This window comes from Agrobacterium sp. lyk4-40-TYG-31 (assembly GCF_030209855.1).
Lineage (GTDB): Bacteria > Pseudomonadota > Alphaproteobacteria > Rhizobiales > Rhizobiaceae > Agrobacterium > Agrobacterium vaccinii.
Genome location: NZ_JARVRE010000006.1, coordinates 1 through 18,474, shown reverse-complemented (window position 1 = coordinate 18,474; position 18,474 = coordinate 1). Strand labels below are relative to the sequence as shown.

The 18,474-nt window shown below is 57.3% G+C and carries 17 protein-coding genes; 4 read left to right on the top strand and 13 right to left on the bottom strand.

Annotated features, from left to right (window positions below; genetic code table 11):
- The first annotated feature begins 34 nt into the window (after positions 1-34).
- Both QRN55_RS14225 and QRN55_RS14220 read left to right on the top strand, forming a co-directional pair.
- Positions 35-1,051, top strand: coding sequence for a P1 family peptidase (locus QRN55_RS14225; protein ID WP_284777196.1), 1,017 nt, complete (start codon positions 35-37; stop codon positions 1,049-1,051).
- Positions 1,048-1,413: a winged helix-turn-helix domain-containing protein gene (locus QRN55_RS14220; protein ID WP_284777195.1), complete on the top strand. Its 366-nt coding sequence runs from the start codon at positions 1,048-1,050 to the stop codon at positions 1,411-1,413. The genes QRN55_RS14225 and QRN55_RS14220 overlap by 4 nt, the downstream gene beginning before the upstream one ends.
- Here QRN55_RS14220 and modC read toward each other — a convergent pair.
- The 5 genes from modC to QRN55_RS14195 form a co-directional block, all read right to left on the bottom strand.
- Positions 1,407-2,483: a molybdenum ABC transporter ATP-binding protein gene (gene modC, locus QRN55_RS14215; RefSeq protein WP_284777194.1), complete on the bottom strand. Its 1,077-nt coding sequence runs from the start codon at positions 2,481-2,483 to the stop codon at positions 1,407-1,409. The two genes, QRN55_RS14220 and modC, sit on opposite strands and share 7 nt — an antisense overlap.
- Entirely contained in the window at positions 2,480-3,181 is a 702-nt protein-coding gene (gene modB, locus QRN55_RS14210; RefSeq protein WP_284777193.1) for a molybdate ABC transporter permease subunit, read from the bottom strand. The genes modC and modB overlap by 4 nt, the downstream gene beginning before the upstream one ends.
- 96 nt (positions 3,182-3,277) lie before the next feature.
- The gene (gene modA / locus QRN55_RS14205) at positions 3,278-4,072 is read right to left on the bottom strand and encodes a molybdate ABC transporter substrate-binding protein (RefSeq protein WP_502871326.1); all 795 of its coding nucleotides are present in this window, start codon (positions 4,070-4,072) and stop codon (positions 3,278-3,280) included.
- A 128-nt stretch (positions 4,073-4,200) separates the two neighbouring features.
- A complete protein-coding gene (locus QRN55_RS14200) occupies positions 4,201-4,854 on the bottom strand; it encodes a histidine phosphatase family protein (protein ID WP_284777192.1) in 654 nt (217 codons plus the stop codon).
- A 171-nt stretch (positions 4,855-5,025) separates the two neighbouring features.
- The gene (locus QRN55_RS14195) at positions 5,026-6,309 is read right to left on the bottom strand and encodes an NAD(P)/FAD-dependent oxidoreductase (protein ID WP_284777191.1); all 1,284 of its coding nucleotides are present in this window, start codon (positions 6,307-6,309) and stop codon (positions 5,026-5,028) included.
- Positions 6,310-6,549: 240 nt separating this feature from the next.
- Between QRN55_RS14195 and QRN55_RS14190 the strand changes: the two genes are divergently transcribed.
- Positions 6,550-6,786, top strand: coding sequence for an Lrp/AsnC family transcriptional regulator (locus QRN55_RS14190; protein ID WP_111840370.1), 237 nt, complete (start codon positions 6,550-6,552; stop codon positions 6,784-6,786).
- A gap of 121 nt (positions 6,787-6,907) precedes the next feature.
- Here the strand turns inward: QRN55_RS14190 and QRN55_RS14185 are convergent, their stop codons facing one another.
- From QRN55_RS14185 to epmA, 3 genes are all read right to left on the bottom strand, one after another.
- The gene (locus QRN55_RS14185) at positions 6,908-7,099 is read right to left on the bottom strand and encodes a hypothetical protein (protein ID WP_112499112.1); all 192 of its coding nucleotides are present in this window, start codon (positions 7,097-7,099) and stop codon (positions 6,908-6,910) included.
- Positions 7,100-7,481: 382 nt separating this feature from the next.
- Positions 7,482-8,534: a lysine-2,3-aminomutase-like protein gene (locus QRN55_RS14180; protein WP_284777190.1), complete on the bottom strand. Its 1,053-nt coding sequence runs from the start codon at positions 8,532-8,534 to the stop codon at positions 7,482-7,484.
- Complete coding sequence (epmA, locus tag QRN55_RS14175) at positions 8,531-9,595, bottom strand: EF-P lysine aminoacylase EpmA (protein ID WP_284777189.1); 1,065 nt, start codon at positions 9,593-9,595, stop codon at positions 8,531-8,533. The genes QRN55_RS14180 and epmA overlap by 4 nt, the downstream gene beginning before the upstream one ends.
- A gap of 248 nt (positions 9,596-9,843) precedes the next feature.
- Here epmA and efp point away from each other — a divergent pair, with 248 nt between their 5' ends.
- Positions 9,844-10,413, top strand: a complete 570-nt coding sequence (gene efp / locus QRN55_RS14170) for an elongation factor P (RefSeq protein WP_111840366.1) — start codon at positions 9,844-9,846, stop codon at positions 10,411-10,413.
- A gap of 129 nt (positions 10,414-10,542) precedes the next feature.
- On the opposite strand, the gene QRN55_RS14165 is transcribed toward efp, so the two are convergent.
- The 5 genes from QRN55_RS14165 to QRN55_RS14145 form a co-directional block, all read right to left on the bottom strand.
- Entirely contained in the window at positions 10,543-11,994 is a 1,452-nt protein-coding gene (locus QRN55_RS14165) for an efflux transporter outer membrane subunit (RefSeq protein WP_112499115.1), read from the bottom strand.
- A 144-nt stretch (positions 11,995-12,138) separates the two neighbouring features.
- Entirely contained in the window at positions 12,139-15,228 is a 3,090-nt protein-coding gene (locus QRN55_RS14160; RefSeq protein ID WP_111840364.1) for an efflux RND transporter permease subunit, read from the bottom strand.
- Between the two features lie 44 nt (positions 15,229-15,272).
- Positions 15,273-16,481 (bottom strand): efflux RND transporter periplasmic adaptor subunit, encoded by a 1,209-nt coding sequence (locus tag QRN55_RS14155; protein WP_111840363.1) that lies wholly within the window; start codon positions 16,479-16,481, stop codon positions 15,273-15,275.
- Positions 16,482-16,620: 139 nt separating this feature from the next.
- Positions 16,621-17,172, bottom strand: a complete 552-nt coding sequence (locus QRN55_RS14150) for a TetR/AcrR family transcriptional regulator (protein WP_502871329.1) — start codon at positions 17,170-17,172, stop codon at positions 16,621-16,623.
- A gap of 101 nt (positions 17,173-17,273) precedes the next feature.
- On the bottom strand, positions 17,274-18,224 hold the full coding sequence (locus tag QRN55_RS14145; protein WP_284777186.1) for a phosphoribosylaminoimidazolesuccinocarboxamide synthase: 951 nt from the start codon (positions 18,222-18,224) through the stop codon (positions 17,274-17,276).
- Positions 18,225-18,474 lie beyond the last annotated feature (250 nt).

Genomic DNA, 18,474 nt, shown 5'->3' with positions numbered 1-18,474 from the left:
ACAAGGAAGGCCAAGGGCGGGATACCGGCATGACATGGAGGGATGCCCACTCTTGCATAATCTTCTGACCGATATCGATGGCGTTGCCGTCGGCCATGCGACGGATCTCCTGCTGGGGTCCGGCGTTACGGCGATCATTTTCGATGCGCCTGCCATCGCGTCCGGCTCGGTGCTGGGTGGTGCGCCGGGTGGTCGTGATACTGCACTACTCGATCCATCCATGACCGTCGAGGCCGTGGATGCCTTCGTTCTTTCCGGTGGTTCGGCCTTTGGGCTGGATGCTGCGGGTGGCGTCCAATCGGGTTTGCGCGAGATCGGTCGTGGTTTTCAGGTCGGTCCGACCAGGGTTCCCATTGTACCGCAGGCGATCCTGATGGACCTCCTGAACGGCGGGGACAAGGATTGGGGCCTACACTCACCCTACCGCGACATGGGATATGAGGCGTTCAAGGCCGCTTCAGCCACACCTTTTGCGCTTGGCACAGTGGGTGCCGGAACGGGTGCCACCACGGCAACCTTCAAAGGAGGCCTCGGTTCTGCCAGCGCCGAAACATCCACCGGTCTTCGCGTCGCGGCTATCGTGGCCGTAAACGCCATGGGCTCGGCAACTGTCGGCGCCAGCCATCACTTCTGGGCAGCGCCATTTGAAAAGGGTGTTGAATTTGGTGGGCATGGCTTGCCGAGCGCTTTTGCGGACACTGACTCGGCGATGCGGATCAAAGGTGTCACGCTGACCGCGACCACCATTGGCGCCGTCGTCACCGATGCCATCTTGACGAAAGCGCAGGCGCATCGTCTCTCCATCATGGCGCACGATGGTCTGGCGCGAGCTATTCTGCCGCCTCATCTATCCAGTGACGGTGACACTATGTTTGCAGCCGCAACGGGGCGCAAGCCGCTAACCGCTGCGGCAGATTTTTCCGAGCTTTGCCATCTGACGACACTCGTGACCGCCCGGGCCATCGCAAGAGGCGTTTTCGAGGCGACGGCCCTTCCCCATGAGGGTGCTCAGCCATCATGGCAAGACCGTTTCGGAGATGCGCGCCGATGACCGACAAAGCGCTACCCCTGAAACCGGTCCTGCGTATCGACTTTCCGCCCGGTGAACGCCTGGGGCGTGGCAAGATCGAACTGATGGAACTCATCGCTTCCACCGGCTCGATTTCCGCTGCCGGTCGCGCCATGGATATGTCCTATCGTCGCGCATGGTTGTTAGTGGATGCCTTGAACCACATGTTCACGCAGCCGGTAATCGAATCGCAGCGGGGTGGCAAACAGGGCGGCGGTGCGGGACTGACGGCGTTTGGTGCGGAATTGCTGACGCGGTATCGCGACATGGAGAGCCGTATGAGAGATGCGCTTGGCGCTGATCTTGACTGGCTGGAGGCGAATCGCCAACACGACGATCAGTAAGGATCGAGCGCAGCCGATTTGACGATGACGAAAATTCTTTTACCGGATGCAAGCAACAGCCGTTCTGCTGAAAGGCTCGTAATACGTGACATGATGATGTCACCGCCGCAATCCACATGCACCATGGCCATGCCATCGTCAGAGGGCTCAATGTCCTTGATGGTACCTTCGAAAATGTTCAAGGCGCTCAATCCTTCGGGACGGACCGTCGCAAGCAAAACGTCGCGCGCAGGAATATGAACGTGAACCGTCTTTCCGACCTCTGCCGATTTGGCCGGAACCTGCAACGCCGTTCCCTTCAGGCGAACGGTGGCAAGGCCATGGCGTTCGTCAAAATTCTCCACCCGTCCCGACAGAATACTTCCCGCTTCCCGTCGCTCCAGATGTGAGCTAAAGGCGGGGCGGGACAGAATTTCCGAGGCGGGGCCTTGCGCATCCACCCTGCCATCCTTCATCACCACTACCCTGTCTGCAAGGCGGGAGACCTCGCCAACCGCGTGGCTGACATAGATGATCGGTATCTTCGTTTCGTCGCGTAGGCGCTCCAGATAGGGGATGATTTCTGCTTTGCGCGCCTCATCCAGCGCCGCCAGCGGTTCGTCCATCAGCAGCAGGCGCGGCGATGACAACAAGGCGCGACCGATGGCAACGCGCTGTTTTTCGCCACCCGAAAGTTTTTCAGGCCGACGCTTCAGCAGGTCACCGATGCCCAGCATCTCGATCACTCTGGCCGCTTCTGCCGGGTTATCCGATACGCCCGAAAACCAGCGGCCATAGTGCAGGTTCTGCTCCACATTCAGATGGGGAAACAACCGTGCTTCCTGAAACACATATCCGAAGCGCCGTTTATGGGTAGGGATGAAGGTGCGGCTGGCGCTATTGGTCAACACCTCTCCATCCAGTTCGATTGTGCCGTGATCCGGTCGCGTCAGTCCTGCAATGATGCGGATGACAGACGTTTTACCGGAGCCGGAACGCCCGAAAAGCGCTGTTACACCTTCACCCGCCGTTAGCTTTGCCTCCAGATGAAAGGAGCCAAGCCGATGTCTGACATCGACAAGAAGCGTCATTCGGCAGCCACCCGCTTGCCGACGACGCGCGCCAGAAATTCCGATGCCAGCAGCGCGATCATCGAGATCGCCACCGCCACGAGCGTCAGCCGCAGAGCACCGGCATCGCCGCCCGGAACCTGTGTGAAGGTGTAGATCGCGGTAGACAGTGTCTGCGTTTCGCCGGGAATATTGGAAACGAAAGTGATAGTCGCGCCGAATTCACCCATGGCCTTGGCGAAGGCCAGAATCATGCCCGCGATAATGCCGGGCAGGGTGAGCGGCAGGGTAATCGTTAGAAACACCCTGAAAGGGCTGGCACCCAGCGTCCCGGCAGCTTCCTCCAGCTTTCGATCGACCGCTTCGATGGAGAGGCGAATGGAACGGACCATCAAGGGAAATGCCATGACTGCGCAGGCGAGCGCGGCCCCAGTCCAGCGGAAGGAAAAGACGATGCCGAAATACTGATCAAGAAACTGGCCAATAACACCGCGCCTGCCCAGCAGCACCAGCAGGATGAAACCGGTCACGACGGGGGGCAGGATTAGCGGCAGATGAACGATACCATTCAGCAGCGATTTTCCCCAGAACTGACCGCGCGCCAACAGAAGCGCCACGAGAATGCCGAAGGGAAGACTTGCCAGCATGGCGATGCTGGACACCCAAAGGCTCAAGCGTATCGCCGTCCATTCTTCCGCGCTCAGCGCTATCAGGTCCAAATCGACGTTCCAGTTGAATGATATGGCAATGTGCACAGTCGCACGCAGGCTCCCCGTCCTTTCGAAGACGGGAAGCCTGCGTGTACTGTTTCGATATTACTTCAAAATGGTAAAGCCCTGCTTTTCGAAATAGGGGGCGGCTTTCGCAGATTTCAGAAAATCGAGATAGGCCGTTGCGGCGGGGCTCTTGGATTCGGACAGAATGGCGACCGGGTAGATGATCGGTTCATGGCTGTCCTGCGGAAATGTGCCGACGATCTTCACGCCGGGGTCGGCTGCCGCATCGGTCTGATAGACGATGCCGTAGGGCGCTTCGCCGCGCGAGACGAGCACGAGAGCGGCGCGCACGCTTTCCGCACCGGCCACCTTGCTTTGCACGGCAGACCAGACGCCGAGTTTCTCCAGAGCCGCCTTGCCGTATTTTCCGGCGGGAACGGAGTCGACGGCGCCCATTGCCAGTTTGCCGTCACCGATGAGGCCTGCAAGGTCGAAGCCCTGGCTGATGTCGACAGGCTTTGCCTTGTCCGAGGGGGCAACGAGCACGAGACGGTTGCCGAGAAGGTTGACGCGCGTGCCATCCTTGATCAGCTTCTTGCCTGCGACATAATCCATCCATGCCAGATCGGCAGAGATGAAGACATCGGCGGGCGCACCCGCTTCGATCTGCTTGGCAAGCGCCGAACTTGCGGCATAGGACACGGTCGCCTCATTGGCGGTCTCCTTGGTCCATTCGGCATTGGCCGCGTCCAAAGCATTTTTCATGCTGGCAGCGGCAAATACGGTCACCTTATTCTGTGCCAAGGCAGGGCTGGAAAGCGTGATGGCGCCAAGCCATACGCCGGTCATGGCCGCTAAGGCGCCCTTGATCACAATACGTCGAAAAATCCCCATAGCCCGCTCCAGTCGTCATATCCAAAAGAATATATCGCTCATAAACGTCATTCATTATATTTTCAAGAATATATCGATTGGCGCGGAAAAGAGTGTCGATTGCCGGGCGAGATCGCCTTTCAGGGCGGTTATTTTGGACCAGTTCTTTCCGGGGCGCAGGCGTCGGTCAGATGGGATATGTCAGCCAGCCCCATCACGGCTCGGTTCCTGAAAAAATTGTCTTGGCGCAGATGGGTAATGCTCCCCGACTTCGCGGGGAAATTTATGAAGCCGCATGCATCAATGGGTATCTTCATCCATGCTGCAATGACCAAACTCAGCGTGAAACCGTGGGTCACAATGATCTGAGTTGGGCACGGTCGATCTACGATTGCGTTCACGCAAGGAAATACACGGATTGCAACATCGCGGCGGGTTTCTGCGCCTTCTATCCCGCAATCGTAGTCCAGCCGATTTTCGTCAGGGGCGGGACTGTAGCGAGCATCAAGCCATTCCTGCTGTTGTCCGCCCGCAACGCCGTAGCTGATTTCACGCAGATCGGCAGTTTCCGTCACAGAGAGACCGAAACGTCGGGCAATTGCAGCCGCTGTTTGAGATGCCCGTCGAAGGTCGGAGCTGTAGATTTCAATCTCTTTCTGGCCAATCAACGTTGCCAGACGGTCGGCGGTGGCCTCGGCATCCCGCATGCCACGAGCAGTCAGGTCAGTGTCGTACCAGCCGCCGACCTTGTTCTCCACATGATGGATGGATTCGGTGTGGGTGATGATAAAAAGGTCTTTCATGGAGGTCTCCCATAAATTTCCTGTCGCAATGCACCGACATTTTCCCGGAATGTTAGCCTGATTTTCGCAACGCTACAAAATCAGGCTATTTGCGACAGTCTGACTCGCTTTACGCCAATGCCAAGGCAATCTTCCACCGCAATCGACATGCCACCGGCATCGCTATGAATGCTAAAACCGCTCGCCGGTAAAATGCGCGACCTGTGCGCCGGTTTCGTAGTAGGCTTCTTTGATGGCCCGCAGGTTCTGCGCCCTGGGCTCAGTGGCGGGCAGGGGCAGATCGTCTTCCTTGATGTCGCCAGCTACATGGGCGGCGAGGGTTTTGCCGAAGGCGGTGCCCGGTGCGATGCCGCGCCCGTTGTAGCCGCTAAAGCCGATGACGTTTTTCGCGAACCTATGAAAGCGCGGCACGGCGTTATCCGTCATGCCGATCTGGCCGTACCACTCGCATTCGAAATCGATGTCACCGAGTTGCGGGAACAGACGCTTGAGCGAGCGTTTGGCCCATGCGCGGTGGACAGCGGTGCCGGTGTTGCGAAGCGCACCGACGCTGCCGAAGACCAGTCGTCCGGCCTGATCCATGCGGAAGGAAGAGAGGATTTCCCTGGTGTCCCAGCAGCCTTCGCGGTTCGGCAGAATGGTCTTCCGCAGATTATCGCCAAGGGGCCGCGTCGCGATGTTGAAATAGGGGAGGTAGACCTGTTCCTCACGAATGATTTTCCAGGGTCCGGTGCTGTAGGCCTCGGTCGCGACGATGATCCAGTCGGCCTGCACAGATGCTTTTGCAGTTTTGACCGTCCAGCCGTCTCCGTCCGGTTGCGCATCGATGACCGGGCTGGACGTGTGGAGTGTGACGCCCGCGCGCTGTGCCGCTTGTGCCAGCCCTCGGACATAGGCCAGGGGCTGGAGTGTTCCGGCACGCTCATCGAGAAGGGCGCCGCTATAGGCGTGAGAGCCGATGCGGTCTGCGGTTTCCTCGGCACTCAGAACACGCACCGGTGCACCGCGCGCAGCCCATTGTGCGCAGCGTTCGCGAATTTCCGCGAGACCCTTTTCGCCCACGGCGCAGTGCAGCGTTCCGTTCTTTTCCAGCTCGCACTGGATGTCGTTTTTTTCGATCAATTCGCGAACGACAAACGGCGCGTTGCCCAAGAGATCGAGCAGCCGCTCGCCGTAGACAAGGCCTAGCACACCCGGCAATTCCTGCGGCATGACCCACATGCCGCCGTTGATCAGGCCGACATTGCGGCCCGCCCCGCCAAACCCTATCTCCTTGCCCTCCAGAACCGTGACGCGGATGCCACGTTGCGCCAGATGAAATGCTGCAGAAAGGCCGGTAAAACCACCGCCTACGACGACGACATCTGCTGTTGCGTTGTTTTCCAGCGGCGTTGTGACGGGTGGTTTCGGCGCGGTTTTTTCCCACAGGCCGTGGGAGCGAGGATCATTGTACATCGAAAACACCCGAGAAAGCGGAGAGGTCATGCGCGGTGCGCGAACGGCAGTCTACAGCCGCTAACACGGTGTGAAAACCGACATATCGACATCATGTGATGCAAGCGAGGAATATCACAGCGGTTTTCGCCGTTGGTGGCAGCACAGGCTTGAAACATCTGCGCTGCTCGGCCAATAGTGTATGGGAACAGGGGCACTAGCCCTGCGTGGGACATACCAATTGATGACGGGAAAAAGATCATGAAGCCTATTTTCGTTCAGCTTCAGTGCACGCCCGGCAAGACCTATGAAGTCGCCGATGCCATTTACAAGACGGAACTCGTGTCCGAGATTTATTCCACCAGCGGAGAATACGATCTTCTGCTGAAGGTTTACCTGTCGCCCGAACAGGACACCGGGAAGTTCATTAACGAGCATATCGTCAGCATTCCCGGCATCGTGCGGTCCTTGACGACGCTGACATTTACGGCGTTCTGACGCCTCGTCCAAACATACGAAAGGCGTTGACCCGGTTTGCAGGCAACGCCTTTGTTGTTTCTTGAATGGTGCGATGACTCAGAGCACCCAATCGTCAGCTTGTGAAGCGCCCGGACGACTTTCAGACCAGTGCTGCCACGTTACGATTTCTGACCAGATTGCCGATGGCACGACGAACGTCATCGGCGCTATCGAAGCGTTGATCGTCAAGATCATGAACGTGAAACTTTACTGCAATGAACTTCAGACGGTTTTCGTCCGGCACCACGATACCTACGGGTTCACCCGCGAATTCAATAACTTGCTTTTGCATAGTCGTACTCCCGCTGTGGCTTGTTTCACAGCATTTCGTCGAATCGAATTTTGAAAGATGGGTTGACCGTCAGGTCACATTCGACAGCAGCGGGAACACATGGCTGTGTGTCCGGCATCTGAAAACCGCGGATCAAGGATCGCGGCAATGCGTTTAAAGTCATACATGGCACTCTCCCTGCTTTGGTATTGAACCGGAACACCGTAGAATCACTCTCCGGTTGAGTAACTGATACTCCAGAATCCCGGCGTAATCAATGATTATCAATATAGGTAGAATATTTTTCTTTATGATGACAGGACGGGGGCGGAATTGTGAAATTTTTGTTTCTTTGGGCCGGTTGCGTTAAAGCCCCCGGAAATCCGCAGTTTTGCGCTCGCGATTAATTTTCTTGTGGGGGATAGACATGATCCCTGCCGTTGAAATCCGAAACCGAATAGCAACCGTCGGCATGTTTCGTTGCCGCATTCGGACCGATGACGGCTTTTCCATGTCCGCCGGGGATATCAAGAACATAGGTTGGCTGGCACAGACCCGACACACGCCCGCGCATGGCGGCAACGATGCGCTGCCCTTCCTCGATATCGACCCGGAAGTGGCTGGTGCCGGGCGCAAGATCGGGGTGATGGAGATAATAGGGCTTCACACGGGTTTCCACGAAACCACGCATCAGGTCGGCCAGGATTTGCGGGTCGTCATTGATACCCTTCAGCAGCACGGTCTGGCTGACCATGGAAATACCGGCATCGATCAACCGCCCGCAGGCTGCCCGCGCATCATCCGTTAGTTCCCTCACGTGGTTGGCGTGGAGCGCGACGTAAATGGTCTTGCCGCTGGATTTCAGCGCTGCGATCAGGTCTGCATCGATACGGTCAGGTTCGACCACGGGAACGCGGGTATGAAAACGAACGATTTTGACATGCGGTATTTCCCGCAGGCCTTCCATGATGGACGCCAACCGACGTGGTGACAGGACGAGTGGATCCCCTCCTGTCAAAATGACCTCCCAGATTTCCTCATGCGCCCTGATGTAAGAGAGTGCAGCATTCAGTTCGTCGCCAGTCATTGTTCCATTGCCCTGCGGCCCCACCATTTCGCGACGGAAGCAGAAGCGGCAATAGACCGGGCAGATATGAACGGCCTTGAGAAGCACGCGGTCGGGATAACGGTGAACAATGCCGTGCACAGGACTATGGGCCTCGTCACCGATGGGATCGGCGCGCTCATCGGGTGTGTGATGAAGCTCTTTTTCGCTTGGAATGAACTGCAAGCCGATGGGATCGGCCCTATCCTCGGTATCGATAAGGCCCGCCATCGCAGGCGTGACGGCCACGGCGTAACGATCGGCCACGGCACGGATGCGCGACAAGGCGGCTTCGTCCACCAGACCGGCGTCAAACAAGTCCTGCGCTGATTTCAGGCTGCGTGTCGTCATGAGCCGTAAGCCGCAACGGGTGCCCACATGACCAGATCGATGCGCGGTGCGCCCGTGGCCAGCATCACCAGACGGTCGAAACCGAGGGCGATGCCGCTGGCTTCCGGCATGATGGCAAGAGCGGCCAGAAAGTCCTCATCGATTGGGTAGGTCTCTCCGTAGATACGCTGCTTCTCACGCATTTCCGTTTCGAAGCGAAGGCGTTGCTCGCCAGCATTGGTCAGTTCACCAAATGCGTTGGCCAGTTCCACACCGCACGCGTAAAGCTCGAAACGCTCTGCCACGCGGCTGTCGCCGGGAGATCGCCGCGCAAGCGCCGCCTCACTCGTCGGATATTCATCCAGTATCGTCGCACGTCCAAAGCCGAGTTGAGGCTCGACACGTTCCACGATGACGCGGCTGAAGATATCGGCCCAGCTGTCGTCATCCGAGACGCGGATGCCTGCCGCCTTCGTGAGGAGGGCGAGATGATCGCGATCGGTCTCGCCGGAATGATCGACGGATGCCAGAAGATCGATACCGGCAAAGCGCTCAAAGGCTTCGGCAACGCTGACGCGTTCCGGCTCCAGAAAGGGATCGACCTCGCGCCCGAGGTAGCTGAACGTTTTGGTTTTCGCAGTTTCAGCCGCAAGCCCCAGCAACTGTGCGCTATCATACATCAGCGTCTCATACGTTTCGCCTGCACGGTACCATTCCAGCATGGTGAATTCCGGGTGGTGCAGCGGCCCGCGCTCCCGGTTACGATAGACATGGGCAAAGCAGGCAATCCGTTTTTCGCCGGCAGCCAGCAATTTCTTGCAGGCGAATTCCGGCGAGGTGTGGAGATAAAGCGGGGCCTGTTCGGCGCTGGTCGTAATGCCTGTTGTCGCGAAGGCGTGAAGATGGGCTTCGTTGCCGGGCGAAACCTGCAAGGTCGAAGTATCGACCTCGATGAAATCGTGTCTCGCAAAAAAGCCCCGGAACGCGGCCTGAATGGCGTTGCGCCCCAAAAGAAACGGACGACGATCCATGTGGACATCCGGTGTCCACCAGGGAGACGTCATGTTGAGGCTGTTACCCATCGGCAGTCTTCTTTACGGTCGGTTCTTTGCTTGGCGGCGGAAAATATGCTGTCGCGGCAGCTTCAAACGTTTCCATAGCGTGTTTTATCGGAAAACAGCACCACAGTTTTCGCTTCGATGCTGCACAAGGCTGGCGTTCGGCCCGGATTTAAGGTAGTTGCGCCCCAGAAAACATACAAAACGTCCATCGGGCCGGTGCAGCCGCGCGGTCCTTTACGACGCATTTTATTGAGTGACAAGGAAATCATATGGTCAAGGTTATCGCCTCATCCGTTCGCAAGGGCAATGTCATCGACGTCGATGGCAAGCTCTATGTCGTTCTCACTGCCAACAACTTCCATCCCGGCAAGGGCACGCCGGTAACGCAGGTCGATATGCGCCGCATTTCGGACGGCGTGAAGGTTTCCGAGCGCTGGCGCACGACAGAGCAGGTTGAGCGCGCGTTCGTTGAAGACCTGAACTTCCAGTTCCTCTACGAAGACGGTGAAGGCTTCCACTTCATGAACCCGGAAAACTACGACCAGGTCGTCGTTGACGCGGAAACAATGGGTGACCAGAAGGCCTATCTTCAGGAAGGCATGACCTGCGTTCTGTCGATCCATGAAGGCCTGCCTTTGGCCGTTATTCTTCCTCGCCATGTCACGCTTGAGATCGTCGAGACCGAACCGGTCGTGAAGGGCCAGACGGCGTCGTCGTCCTACAAGCCTGCCATGCTGTCCAACGGCATCCGCACCATGGTGCCTCCGCATGTCGACGCTGGTATTCGCGTCGTTATCGCAACCGAAGACAATTCCTACGTCGAACGCGCCAAGAACTGATTATTCGACCATCGCTGATTTGAAAAAGCCTCGGAGCGATCCGGGGCTTTTTGCTGTCTGCATCAGGCACAAAAAAATCCCGCAACTTTCGTTGCGGGATCGATCTGATCGAGACGCTGATGGCGGCTCCTACATTCCCTTTGGCGTGTTGGCCGCCATGATGCTGTTCGACGATGTCGTCGGCGCGCCGACGGCATAACCGCCACCAAGCGCAACGCTCAACCGAACATAGTCTTGAGCTGTGGTCTGAACCGCAGTTGCGAGATTGGCCTGGGCTGTCGAGACCTGACGCTGAGCATCGAGAACGTCGAGCAGGGAAGACGCACCGTCGCGATAGCTTGCTGTCGCGAGCGAGAGCGCTTCCTGATAGGACTTGACGGTTCTGCGAAGCGCATCTTCCGTCTGCTTGTCGCGAGTGACAGCGGCAAGCGCATTTTCGACTTCTTCGATGCCGTTCAGCACGGTTGCCTTCCAAGCGAGATACTGCTCGCGAGCAGAGGACTTGGCAATGTCGACATTGGCGCGCAGGCTGCCACCATCGAAGATCGGCAGAACCAAGCTTGGGCCGAAGGACCAGGAGTTCGATGTACCGCGCGAACCGTTATTGGACAGGTTCACGTAGCTTGGCGAAATCGAGCCGCTGATCGTGATGCTTGGATAGAGGCGCGATTCAGCAACGCCGATTTCGGCAACCGCCGCTGCGAGATTGCGCTCGGCCACACGAATGTCAGGACGGTTACGAATGAGATCGGCAGGAATGCCTGTAAGCGGCGTCTTGCGGGCAACAGGCTGACGTGCGCCGCGCTGCAATTCGACAACCAGCGACGATGCCGGCATGCCGAGCAATGTCGCGATGCGGTGGGCCGCCTGACGGAAGCTTGTTTCCAGACCCGGCATGTCGGCAAGTGTCGAGTTGACCAGACCTTCGGACTGGACGACATCGAGACGCGACGCTGCACCGGCTTCCAGCTGGAGCTTGGTCAGATCAAGTGTTTCGCGGCGGGACTTCAGGTTTGCACGGGCGATTGCCAGGCGCTCCTGATAGTAGCGAACGTCGATATAAGCCGATACCACCGACGAGATCAGCGTCAGGCGCTGGACGTCTGCGGTGGAATAGGCGGCGTCGAGCGAAGCGGAAGCGCTTTCCTTGGCGCGGCGGTATTGGCCGAACAGGTCGAGCAGCCATGACGCGTCAAGCGCACCGCTCGATGTGTTCTGGACGCTGCGGTTCGTGCTTGGGAAGCTGCCCTTCGTCTGCGATGTGGTGTGGCTGCCGGAACCGGTCAGGCTCGGAAGAGCGCCTGCACCAGCAACAGTGATCTGGGACTCAGCCTGATTGATACGCTCAATCGCCTGCAACACGGTCAGGTTCTGCGCCAGACCTGTCGAGACATATCCGTTCAGGCGGCTGTCGTTGAACGCGTTCCACCATGCCACTGTCGCAACATCACCGTTGGAGGCTTTTCCGCCCTCGGCAAATTTGGCGGGAAGCTGAATGTCCGGTGCTTTATGGTCCGGGCCGACAACACAGCCTGACAGGAGAAGCAACGTCAGAGGAATGGTAGCGCGAATAGACGGCATGAAGTTATCCCAATTTATTTTGGCGCACATTGCACCCTCAGTCGAAATGAGCGTAGCGCTGCTTATGTGCTGCAGAAATTGCGGTTCATAATTCGCGACATTTCTAACAGCCTATTCCTGCTTTGCTAGCACATTTTTGGTTTGTTAACGTTTAGATAGGCGTCGAATCATGACGAAAAACGACGGAATGAAGAAAATTCCGAGCAGTGTTGCAGAAAGCATACCACCCAACACCCCAATACCGATCGCATTCTGCGCCGCAGAGCCCGCGCCGCTGGCGATTGCCAGTGGCACGACGCCCAGAATGAAGGCCAAAGACGTCATGATGATCGGCCGCAGACGCAGCTTTGCGGCTTCCAGAGTGGCATCCAGCAAGCTCAATCCATGTTCCTGCCGCTCTTTCGCAAACTCCACGATCAGGATCGCGTTTTTCGCCGCAAGCCCGATTGTCGTCAGTAGTCCAACCTTGAAATAGACGTCGTTGGATTGACCGAAGATATCGGCTGCAAAAAGCGCGCCCAACACGCCGACCGGCACCGCCATGATGACGGAGAACGGAATGGACCAGCTTTCGTAAAGCGCCGAAAGGCAGAGGAAAACAATGAGAACGGAGAGGGCGTAAAGCAACGGCGCCTGCGAGCCTGACAGGCGCTCCTGATAGGAAATGCCGGTCCATGCGACCGAGTAACCGCCTTCCATCTGCGAAACGATCTTTTCCACCTCGTTCATGGCATCGCCCGAACTGACGCCAGGAGGTGCTGCGCCTTCCATTGAGAAGGCGTTGGCCGCGTTGAAAGCGGAGACCGATGGCAAACCGTTTACCCATTTCGCCGTAGCAAAGGACGTAAACGGCACCATCTCGCTGCCTGCGTTTCGCGCATTCCAGTATTTCAGGTCTTCCGCCTGCATACGGTAGGGCGCGTCCGCCTGGACGTAGACCTTCTTAATCTTGTTGTTGAGCGTGAAGTCGTTGACCCGGCTACCGGCGAAAATCGTGGTCAGCATGGAATTGACCTCGGAAATGTTCAGGCCCATGGCGCCAAGCTTTTCCTGGTCCAGATCAAGCTTCACCTGGCTTTCCTGATCGCGGTCGTTGGCGCGCATTGCTGCCACTTTGCCACTGGAATTTGCAGTCTGGATGACCTGCTTGGAGGCTGCAACGAGCGCGTCGCTGCCTTGGTTTCCGCTATCGACAAGATACATGGAGAAGCCGCTGGAGTTGCCCATTCCCTGGATCGCTGGCGGCAGAATCGGAAAGACTTGAGCTTCGCGGAAGGTCATGAATTTACCCATGGCGCGCTGCACGATGGCGGAGGCTGCCATTTTCGGGTCCGTGCGCAGATCGAAGTCTTTCAGCTTGGCAAAAACCATCGCATAGCTCTGGCCACTGCCGGTAAAGCTGAAGCCATTGACCGCAAACACGCTTTCAATGACGTCCTTTTCATCGTCGAGATAATAGTTCTCGACTTTTTCGATGATCTTGGCGGTCTGCGGGCTGGTCGAACCATTCGGCAATTGGACGATCGTCATCAAGACGCCCTGGTCCTCCTGCGGCAGGAAGGACGTGGGGAGGCGGGTGAAGAACCATGCGCATCCGCCCATGACGATTGCGAACATGATGAGGACACGCAGAGGCCGCTTCAGCAGATACCCAACCGAACCGACATATCCGTTCGTCGTGCGATCGAATCCCCTGTTGAACCACGCGCCGGGCCCACGGCCCTTTTTGTCGTGATTGATCGGCTTTAGCATCGTTGCGCAAAGTGCAGGCGTGAGCACGATGGCGACCAGCGCAGACAGCAGCATCGCCGAAACGATGGTGATGGAGAACTGGCGGTAGATGATACCCGTCGAGCCACCGAAGAAGGCCATAGGAATAAACACGGCGGTGAGAACAAGGGCGATGCCGATGATGGCACCGGTAATTTCCCCCATCGACTTTTCGGTCGCTTCGAGCGGCCCCAGGCCCTCTTCCGACATGATGCGTTCGACGTTTTCAACGACGACGATGGCGTCATCGACCAGAAGGCCGATAGCCAACACCATCGCAAACATTGTCAGCGTATTGATCGAATATCCGGTCAGGGCCAAAATTCCGAACGTTCCCAGCAGAACGACTGGAACGGCAATCATCGGAATGAAGGTGGCGCGCAGGTTCTGTAGGAAAACGAGCAGCACGACGAAGACGAGCACGATGGCTTCGATGAGTGTGTGAACGACCTTCTCGATGGAAAGCGAAACGAAAGGCGTGGTGTCGTAGGGATAGATGATCTTGACGTTCTGCGGCAGCGCCGGTGCGAGCTGGTCCAGCTTGGACTTGACGAGTGCCGCCGTATCGAGCGCGTTGGCTCCTGTTGCAAGGTTCACCGCAAAACCAGACGCGGGTTGGCGGTTCGAGCGCGACGTCGATGAGTAGGTTTCCTGACCGATCTCGACGCGTGCGACATCACTGAGGCGGACATTTGCACCCGTTGTGTCCGCCTTGAGAAGGATGCGCTCGAAATCGGGCACCGTCGTCAGCTGGCTCTGTGCCGTCATCGTGACGTTGATCTGCTGGCCTTCCACGGCGGGAAGCCCGCCGACCGAACCAACGGAAACCTGGGTGTTCTGCGACTGGATCGCCGAGGTCACATCGGCTGGCGTCAGCTGAAATTTCCTCAGCTTGAACGGATCGAGCCAGATGCGCATGGCATAGGCGGAGCCGAACGCATTGATGTCGCCGACGCCTTCGAGGCGCTTCACCTGATCTTCGATCTGCGTGGAGAAGATGTCGCCAAGATCAGCGGAAGAGCGCTTGCCATCCGTCGACACAAGTGCGCCGACGAGCAGGATACTCGACGTGGATTTGGTGACTGAAATGCCGAGGTCCTGAACCACAGAGGGCAACTGCGAGGTAACAAGTTGCAGTTTGTTCTGAACCTGAACCTGAGCGATGTCGGAATTGACGCTGTTGTCGAAGGTCAGGGTCACGCTTGCGGACCCTGTGGTTGACGACGATGTCATGTAGGTCAGCCCGTCAAGGCCGGTCATCGCGTCTTCGATGATCTGAGTCACTGTTTTGCGCACAGTGTCGGCGCTTGCCCCGGTGTAGCTTGCGCTGATGCGCACCGTCGGGGGCGCGATTTCCGGATACTGGGAAATCGACAGCGTGGTGATTGCAAGGCCACCGCCCAGCATGATGACGATGGCGATGACCCAAGCAAAGATCGGTCGCCGAATAAAGAAGTGTGCCATAATCTAGTTCCTGATCACGATGTTGCCGAGCATGTCTTGAGACATCATGATTTCGGCGCCGGAGCGGGCTGGGCGCTCTGCTTTTCTATTATGAATCCCTTGTCGTCGATCTCGGCTGGGATTGGATTGACGACAGCGTTGTTGGCAATGCCTTGAAATCCATCGACGATCAGCTTGTCGCCATCCGACACATTCTCGGTCACGAGCCAGTTGTTGCCGGAGAGCTGGCTGGTCGGAAATGTTCTGGTCTCCACCTTGTTTTCCGCCGTCGCGAATTTCGCGGTCAACTCGCCACTGGCGTTACGCCCTGCTGCGCGTTGCGGAATGAGGTAACCGATCTCCTTGCCGATCGTGATGGTTGCGCGAACATACATGCCCGGAAGGATGATGTTGTCAGGATTATCGAAGAGGGTGCGGATCGAAACGGTGCCAGTCGTGGTGCTGACGGCCATTTCGGACATGTCGAGCTTACCGACACCAGGGTATTCCGAGCCGTCTTCCAGCTTCAGCCGAATATCCGTCGTTTCGCTGTTGTCACTCCGCTCCAGCTTTCCGGTTTTGATCGCAGCCTGCAAACGAAGAAGGTTGACGCTCGATTCGTTGAGCTGGATGTAGATCGGATTGATCTTGCGCAGCGTCATCAACGAGTCGGCCTGGCTGGCCGTGACTACGTTTCCGATGGAGAAGTTGGTGGCGGATGTCACGCCATCGAAGGGCGCACGCACTTCGGTGAGGGACAGATTGATCTGGGCCGTCTGCAAGGTTGCGCGGGCCTCGGCCACGGACGCCTTCGCCTGCAGCAGTGTCGTGCGCGCATCTTCGAATTCTTTTTGCGAGGCGCCGGAATTGGCCAGCCGCTCATAGCGCTGCAGATTGGTTTCCGCAGCGGGCACGCTGACCTCTGCTCGTTCCAGAGCAGCCTGCGCTTCCGCAAACGATGCCTGATAGGTGTCGTCATCGATCTTGTACAACAGATCGCCTGATTTCACGAAGCTGCCTTCCTTGAAGGCGATCTGCTTGATCACGCCACCGACGCGGGGACGAATATCTGCCGTCTGGAACGCGCTTGCGCGGCCCGGCAAAACAGTCGTCAGCGGATATTCACTTTTCTTCAGGGAAACGACGCTGACGGGAGAAGGGGGACGCTGGCTGGCCTGGGCTGGCGCCTGCTTGTTTTCACCGCTGTCGCTGCATCCTGCCAGGACGCCCGCCATGAGCAAGGATGTGAGGAGCGGGTGGAAGCGTCTTTTCATCGTTTTTCTCATGTTCAGCGGGCGAACCCCGGTTTTTCAGATGCCGATCAATGTCGGTGCATAAACGTCTTGCAATTTAGCGCATACAAACGCACCCGCGGTATTGGCAGGGCGAACAAGTGACGTATATGCGGTATCGTCACTTAGCAATCCCATATCGAAGCGCGCTGTCGATAAATGCGGTCAGTTCGTCGCAGCGTGTTGCTAAAATGTCTACCTCGTCATGGGCAATCAGCGCGGGATGCAAAACGCTTGTCAGCGCGACGAGTGCGGTGCTGGCAGCCGCTTCGACATCCGTCGCCACGTAAATACCTGCGCTGATCCCGTCTGCAATAATATCCGCCAATTGCGCCGTCATGACTGTCTCATAATAACGGCCGCATGCAAGCTCTCGTTTGGCCGTCATCAAGACCATCTCGAAGATGTAGGGATTGGCGTTCAGGTCACGCCGATGGTTTTCCATCAGGTTGCGCGCAAGATGCCTCAGCCTGTCCAAAGGAAGGTGGCTGTTGTCCAAAGGATCGATCTGCTGCTCGAGCAAACGGATCTGATGGACGAAAATGGCATCGACGAGCGCATTCTTGGAGTGAAAATGCTTGAAGATATTGGCTGGTGACATGCCGAGTGCCGCCGCAATGTCCGCGATAGATACGGCCCCAAAGCCCCGCTCGCGAAAAAGCCGCTCGGTCATGGCAAGAATATCGCGGCGCGTCTCCTCGGCCGAGCGACGCGTGCGGGCCTTGCGTACGACCGGCTCATCCTTCGACGATGGGGCAGTGGCTTTCGTCACGATCACGTTCCCTGGAAAAAAGGCTCCAAATTCTTTCGCACGCGTTCCAGCGGCGATGCTTCGCTATCGTCGGGGACAAATGTCTGGCCGGTGATGCGTTCATACGCCTCTATATAGACGCGGGATGTTTGCTGCACGAGCTCTTCAGGAATTTCAGGGATATCGTCCTTATAAGGGTCGCAACGCTCCGCCACCCAGGCGCGTACGAAATCCTTGTCGAAACTGTGCGGACGCGTGCCAGCCTCGAAAGCCTCGGTGTAGCTGTCAGCCATCCAGTAGCGGCTGCTGTCGGGGGTATGGATCTCGTCGGCCAGAATGATGGTGCCATTCTCATCGGTGCCAAACTCGTACTTGGTGTCTACCAGAATGAGACCGCGCTGCGCCGCCATCTCCTGACCGCGTTTGAAAAGTGCCAGAGCATAGGTGGAGAGGGTTGCCCATTGCTCCTGCGTCAGCAAACCCTTGTCGATGATTTCGGCAGGTGTCAGGGGCTCGTCATGACCACCATCGAATTCCTTGCTGGTCGGCGTGATGATCGGCTCAGGCAGCGCCTGATTGTCTTTCATGCCATCAGGGAAGGTGACGCCGTACATCGAACGCTCGCCCTTCTTATAGAGCGTAAGAATAGATGTACCCGTGGTGCCCGCGAGATAGCCGCGCACGACGACCTCCACCGGCAGAATATCAAGCCGCTTTCCAACAACCGTATTCGGGTCGGGATAGGAGACGACGTGGTTGGGGCAGATATCCGCCGTGTGCTCGAACCAGTAGCGTGCGGTCTGCGTCAAAACCTGCCCCTTATAAGGAATGCAGGTCAGGATACGGTCAAAGGCACTCAGGCGGTCAGTGGAGATGATGATGCGCGTGCCGTCTGCAAGGTCGTAATTCTCGCGAACCTTGCCGCGATAATACTGGGGAAGTTCTGGAATGACGGCTTCTGCAAGAACGCGCACGGGATTGTCCAATCTCTCTATAGGGCAACAACCGGTATACAAGCACCGGAGAGTGTAATGCGACCTATCGCATGTTTTCGAGGAGAGAACCAGTATGGGCGTTTAGCGCGTAAACAAGGGCGTTCCAAAAGAATTATGAAAATTATCCAACAAAACCCGTAACTTACAAAATATGTCGATTTTTTTACTGGGGTGCTGTTGACTTGTTTCGTGAGTGTCCTCTATAAGTCCGCTCACTGACGAGGGCGGC

Excerpts from the sequence above, each read along its gene's own strand:
- QRN55_RS14225 (WP_284777196.1), top strand. The coding sequence starts at position 35 with ATGGAGGGATGCCCACTCTTGCATAATCTTCTGACCGATATCGATGGC.
- QRN55_RS14220 (WP_284777195.1), top strand. The coding sequence starts at position 1,048 with ATGACCGACAAAGCGCTACCCCTGAAACCGGTCCTGCGTATCGACTTT.
- modC (WP_284777194.1), bottom strand. The coding sequence starts at position 2,483 with ATGACGCTTCTTGTCGATGTCAGACATCGGCTTGGCTCCTTTCATCTG.
- modA (WP_502871326.1), bottom strand. The coding sequence starts at position 4,072 with ATGGGGATTTTTCGACGTATTGTGATCAAGGGCGCCTTAGCGGCCATG.
- QRN55_RS14200 (WP_284777192.1), bottom strand. The coding sequence starts at position 4,854 with ATGAAAGACCTTTTTATCATCACCCACACCGAATCCATCCATCATGTG.
- QRN55_RS14195 (WP_284777191.1), bottom strand. The coding sequence starts at position 6,309 with ATGTACAATGATCCTCGCTCCCACGGCCTGTGGGAAAAAACCGCGCCG.
- QRN55_RS14190 (WP_111840370.1), top strand. The coding sequence starts at position 6,550 with ATGAAGCCTATTTTCGTTCAGCTTCAGTGCACGCCCGGCAAGACCTAT.
- QRN55_RS14185 (WP_112499112.1), bottom strand. The coding sequence starts at position 7,099 with ATGCAAAAGCAAGTTATTGAATTCGCGGGTGAACCCGTAGGTATCGTG.
- QRN55_RS14180 (WP_284777190.1), bottom strand. The coding sequence starts at position 8,534 with ATGACGACACGCAGCCTGAAATCAGCGCAGGACTTGTTTGACGCCGGT.
- epmA (WP_284777189.1), bottom strand. The coding sequence starts at position 9,595 with ATGGGTAACAGCCTCAACATGACGTCTCCCTGGTGGACACCGGATGTC.
- efp (WP_111840366.1), top strand. The coding sequence starts at position 9,844 with ATGGTCAAGGTTATCGCCTCATCCGTTCGCAAGGGCAATGTCATCGAC.
- QRN55_RS14165 (WP_112499115.1), bottom strand. The coding sequence starts at position 11,994 with ATGCCGTCTATTCGCGCTACCATTCCTCTGACGTTGCTTCTCCTGTCA.
- QRN55_RS14160 (WP_111840364.1), bottom strand. The coding sequence starts at position 15,228 with ATGGCACACTTCTTTATTCGGCGACCGATCTTTGCTTGGGTCATCGCC.
- QRN55_RS14155 (WP_111840363.1), bottom strand. The coding sequence starts at position 16,481 with ATGAAAAGACGCTTCCACCCGCTCCTCACATCCTTGCTCATGGCGGGC.
- QRN55_RS14150 (WP_502871329.1), bottom strand. The coding sequence starts at position 17,172 with ATGACCGAGCGGCTTTTTCGCGAGCGGGGCTTTGGGGCCGTATCTATC.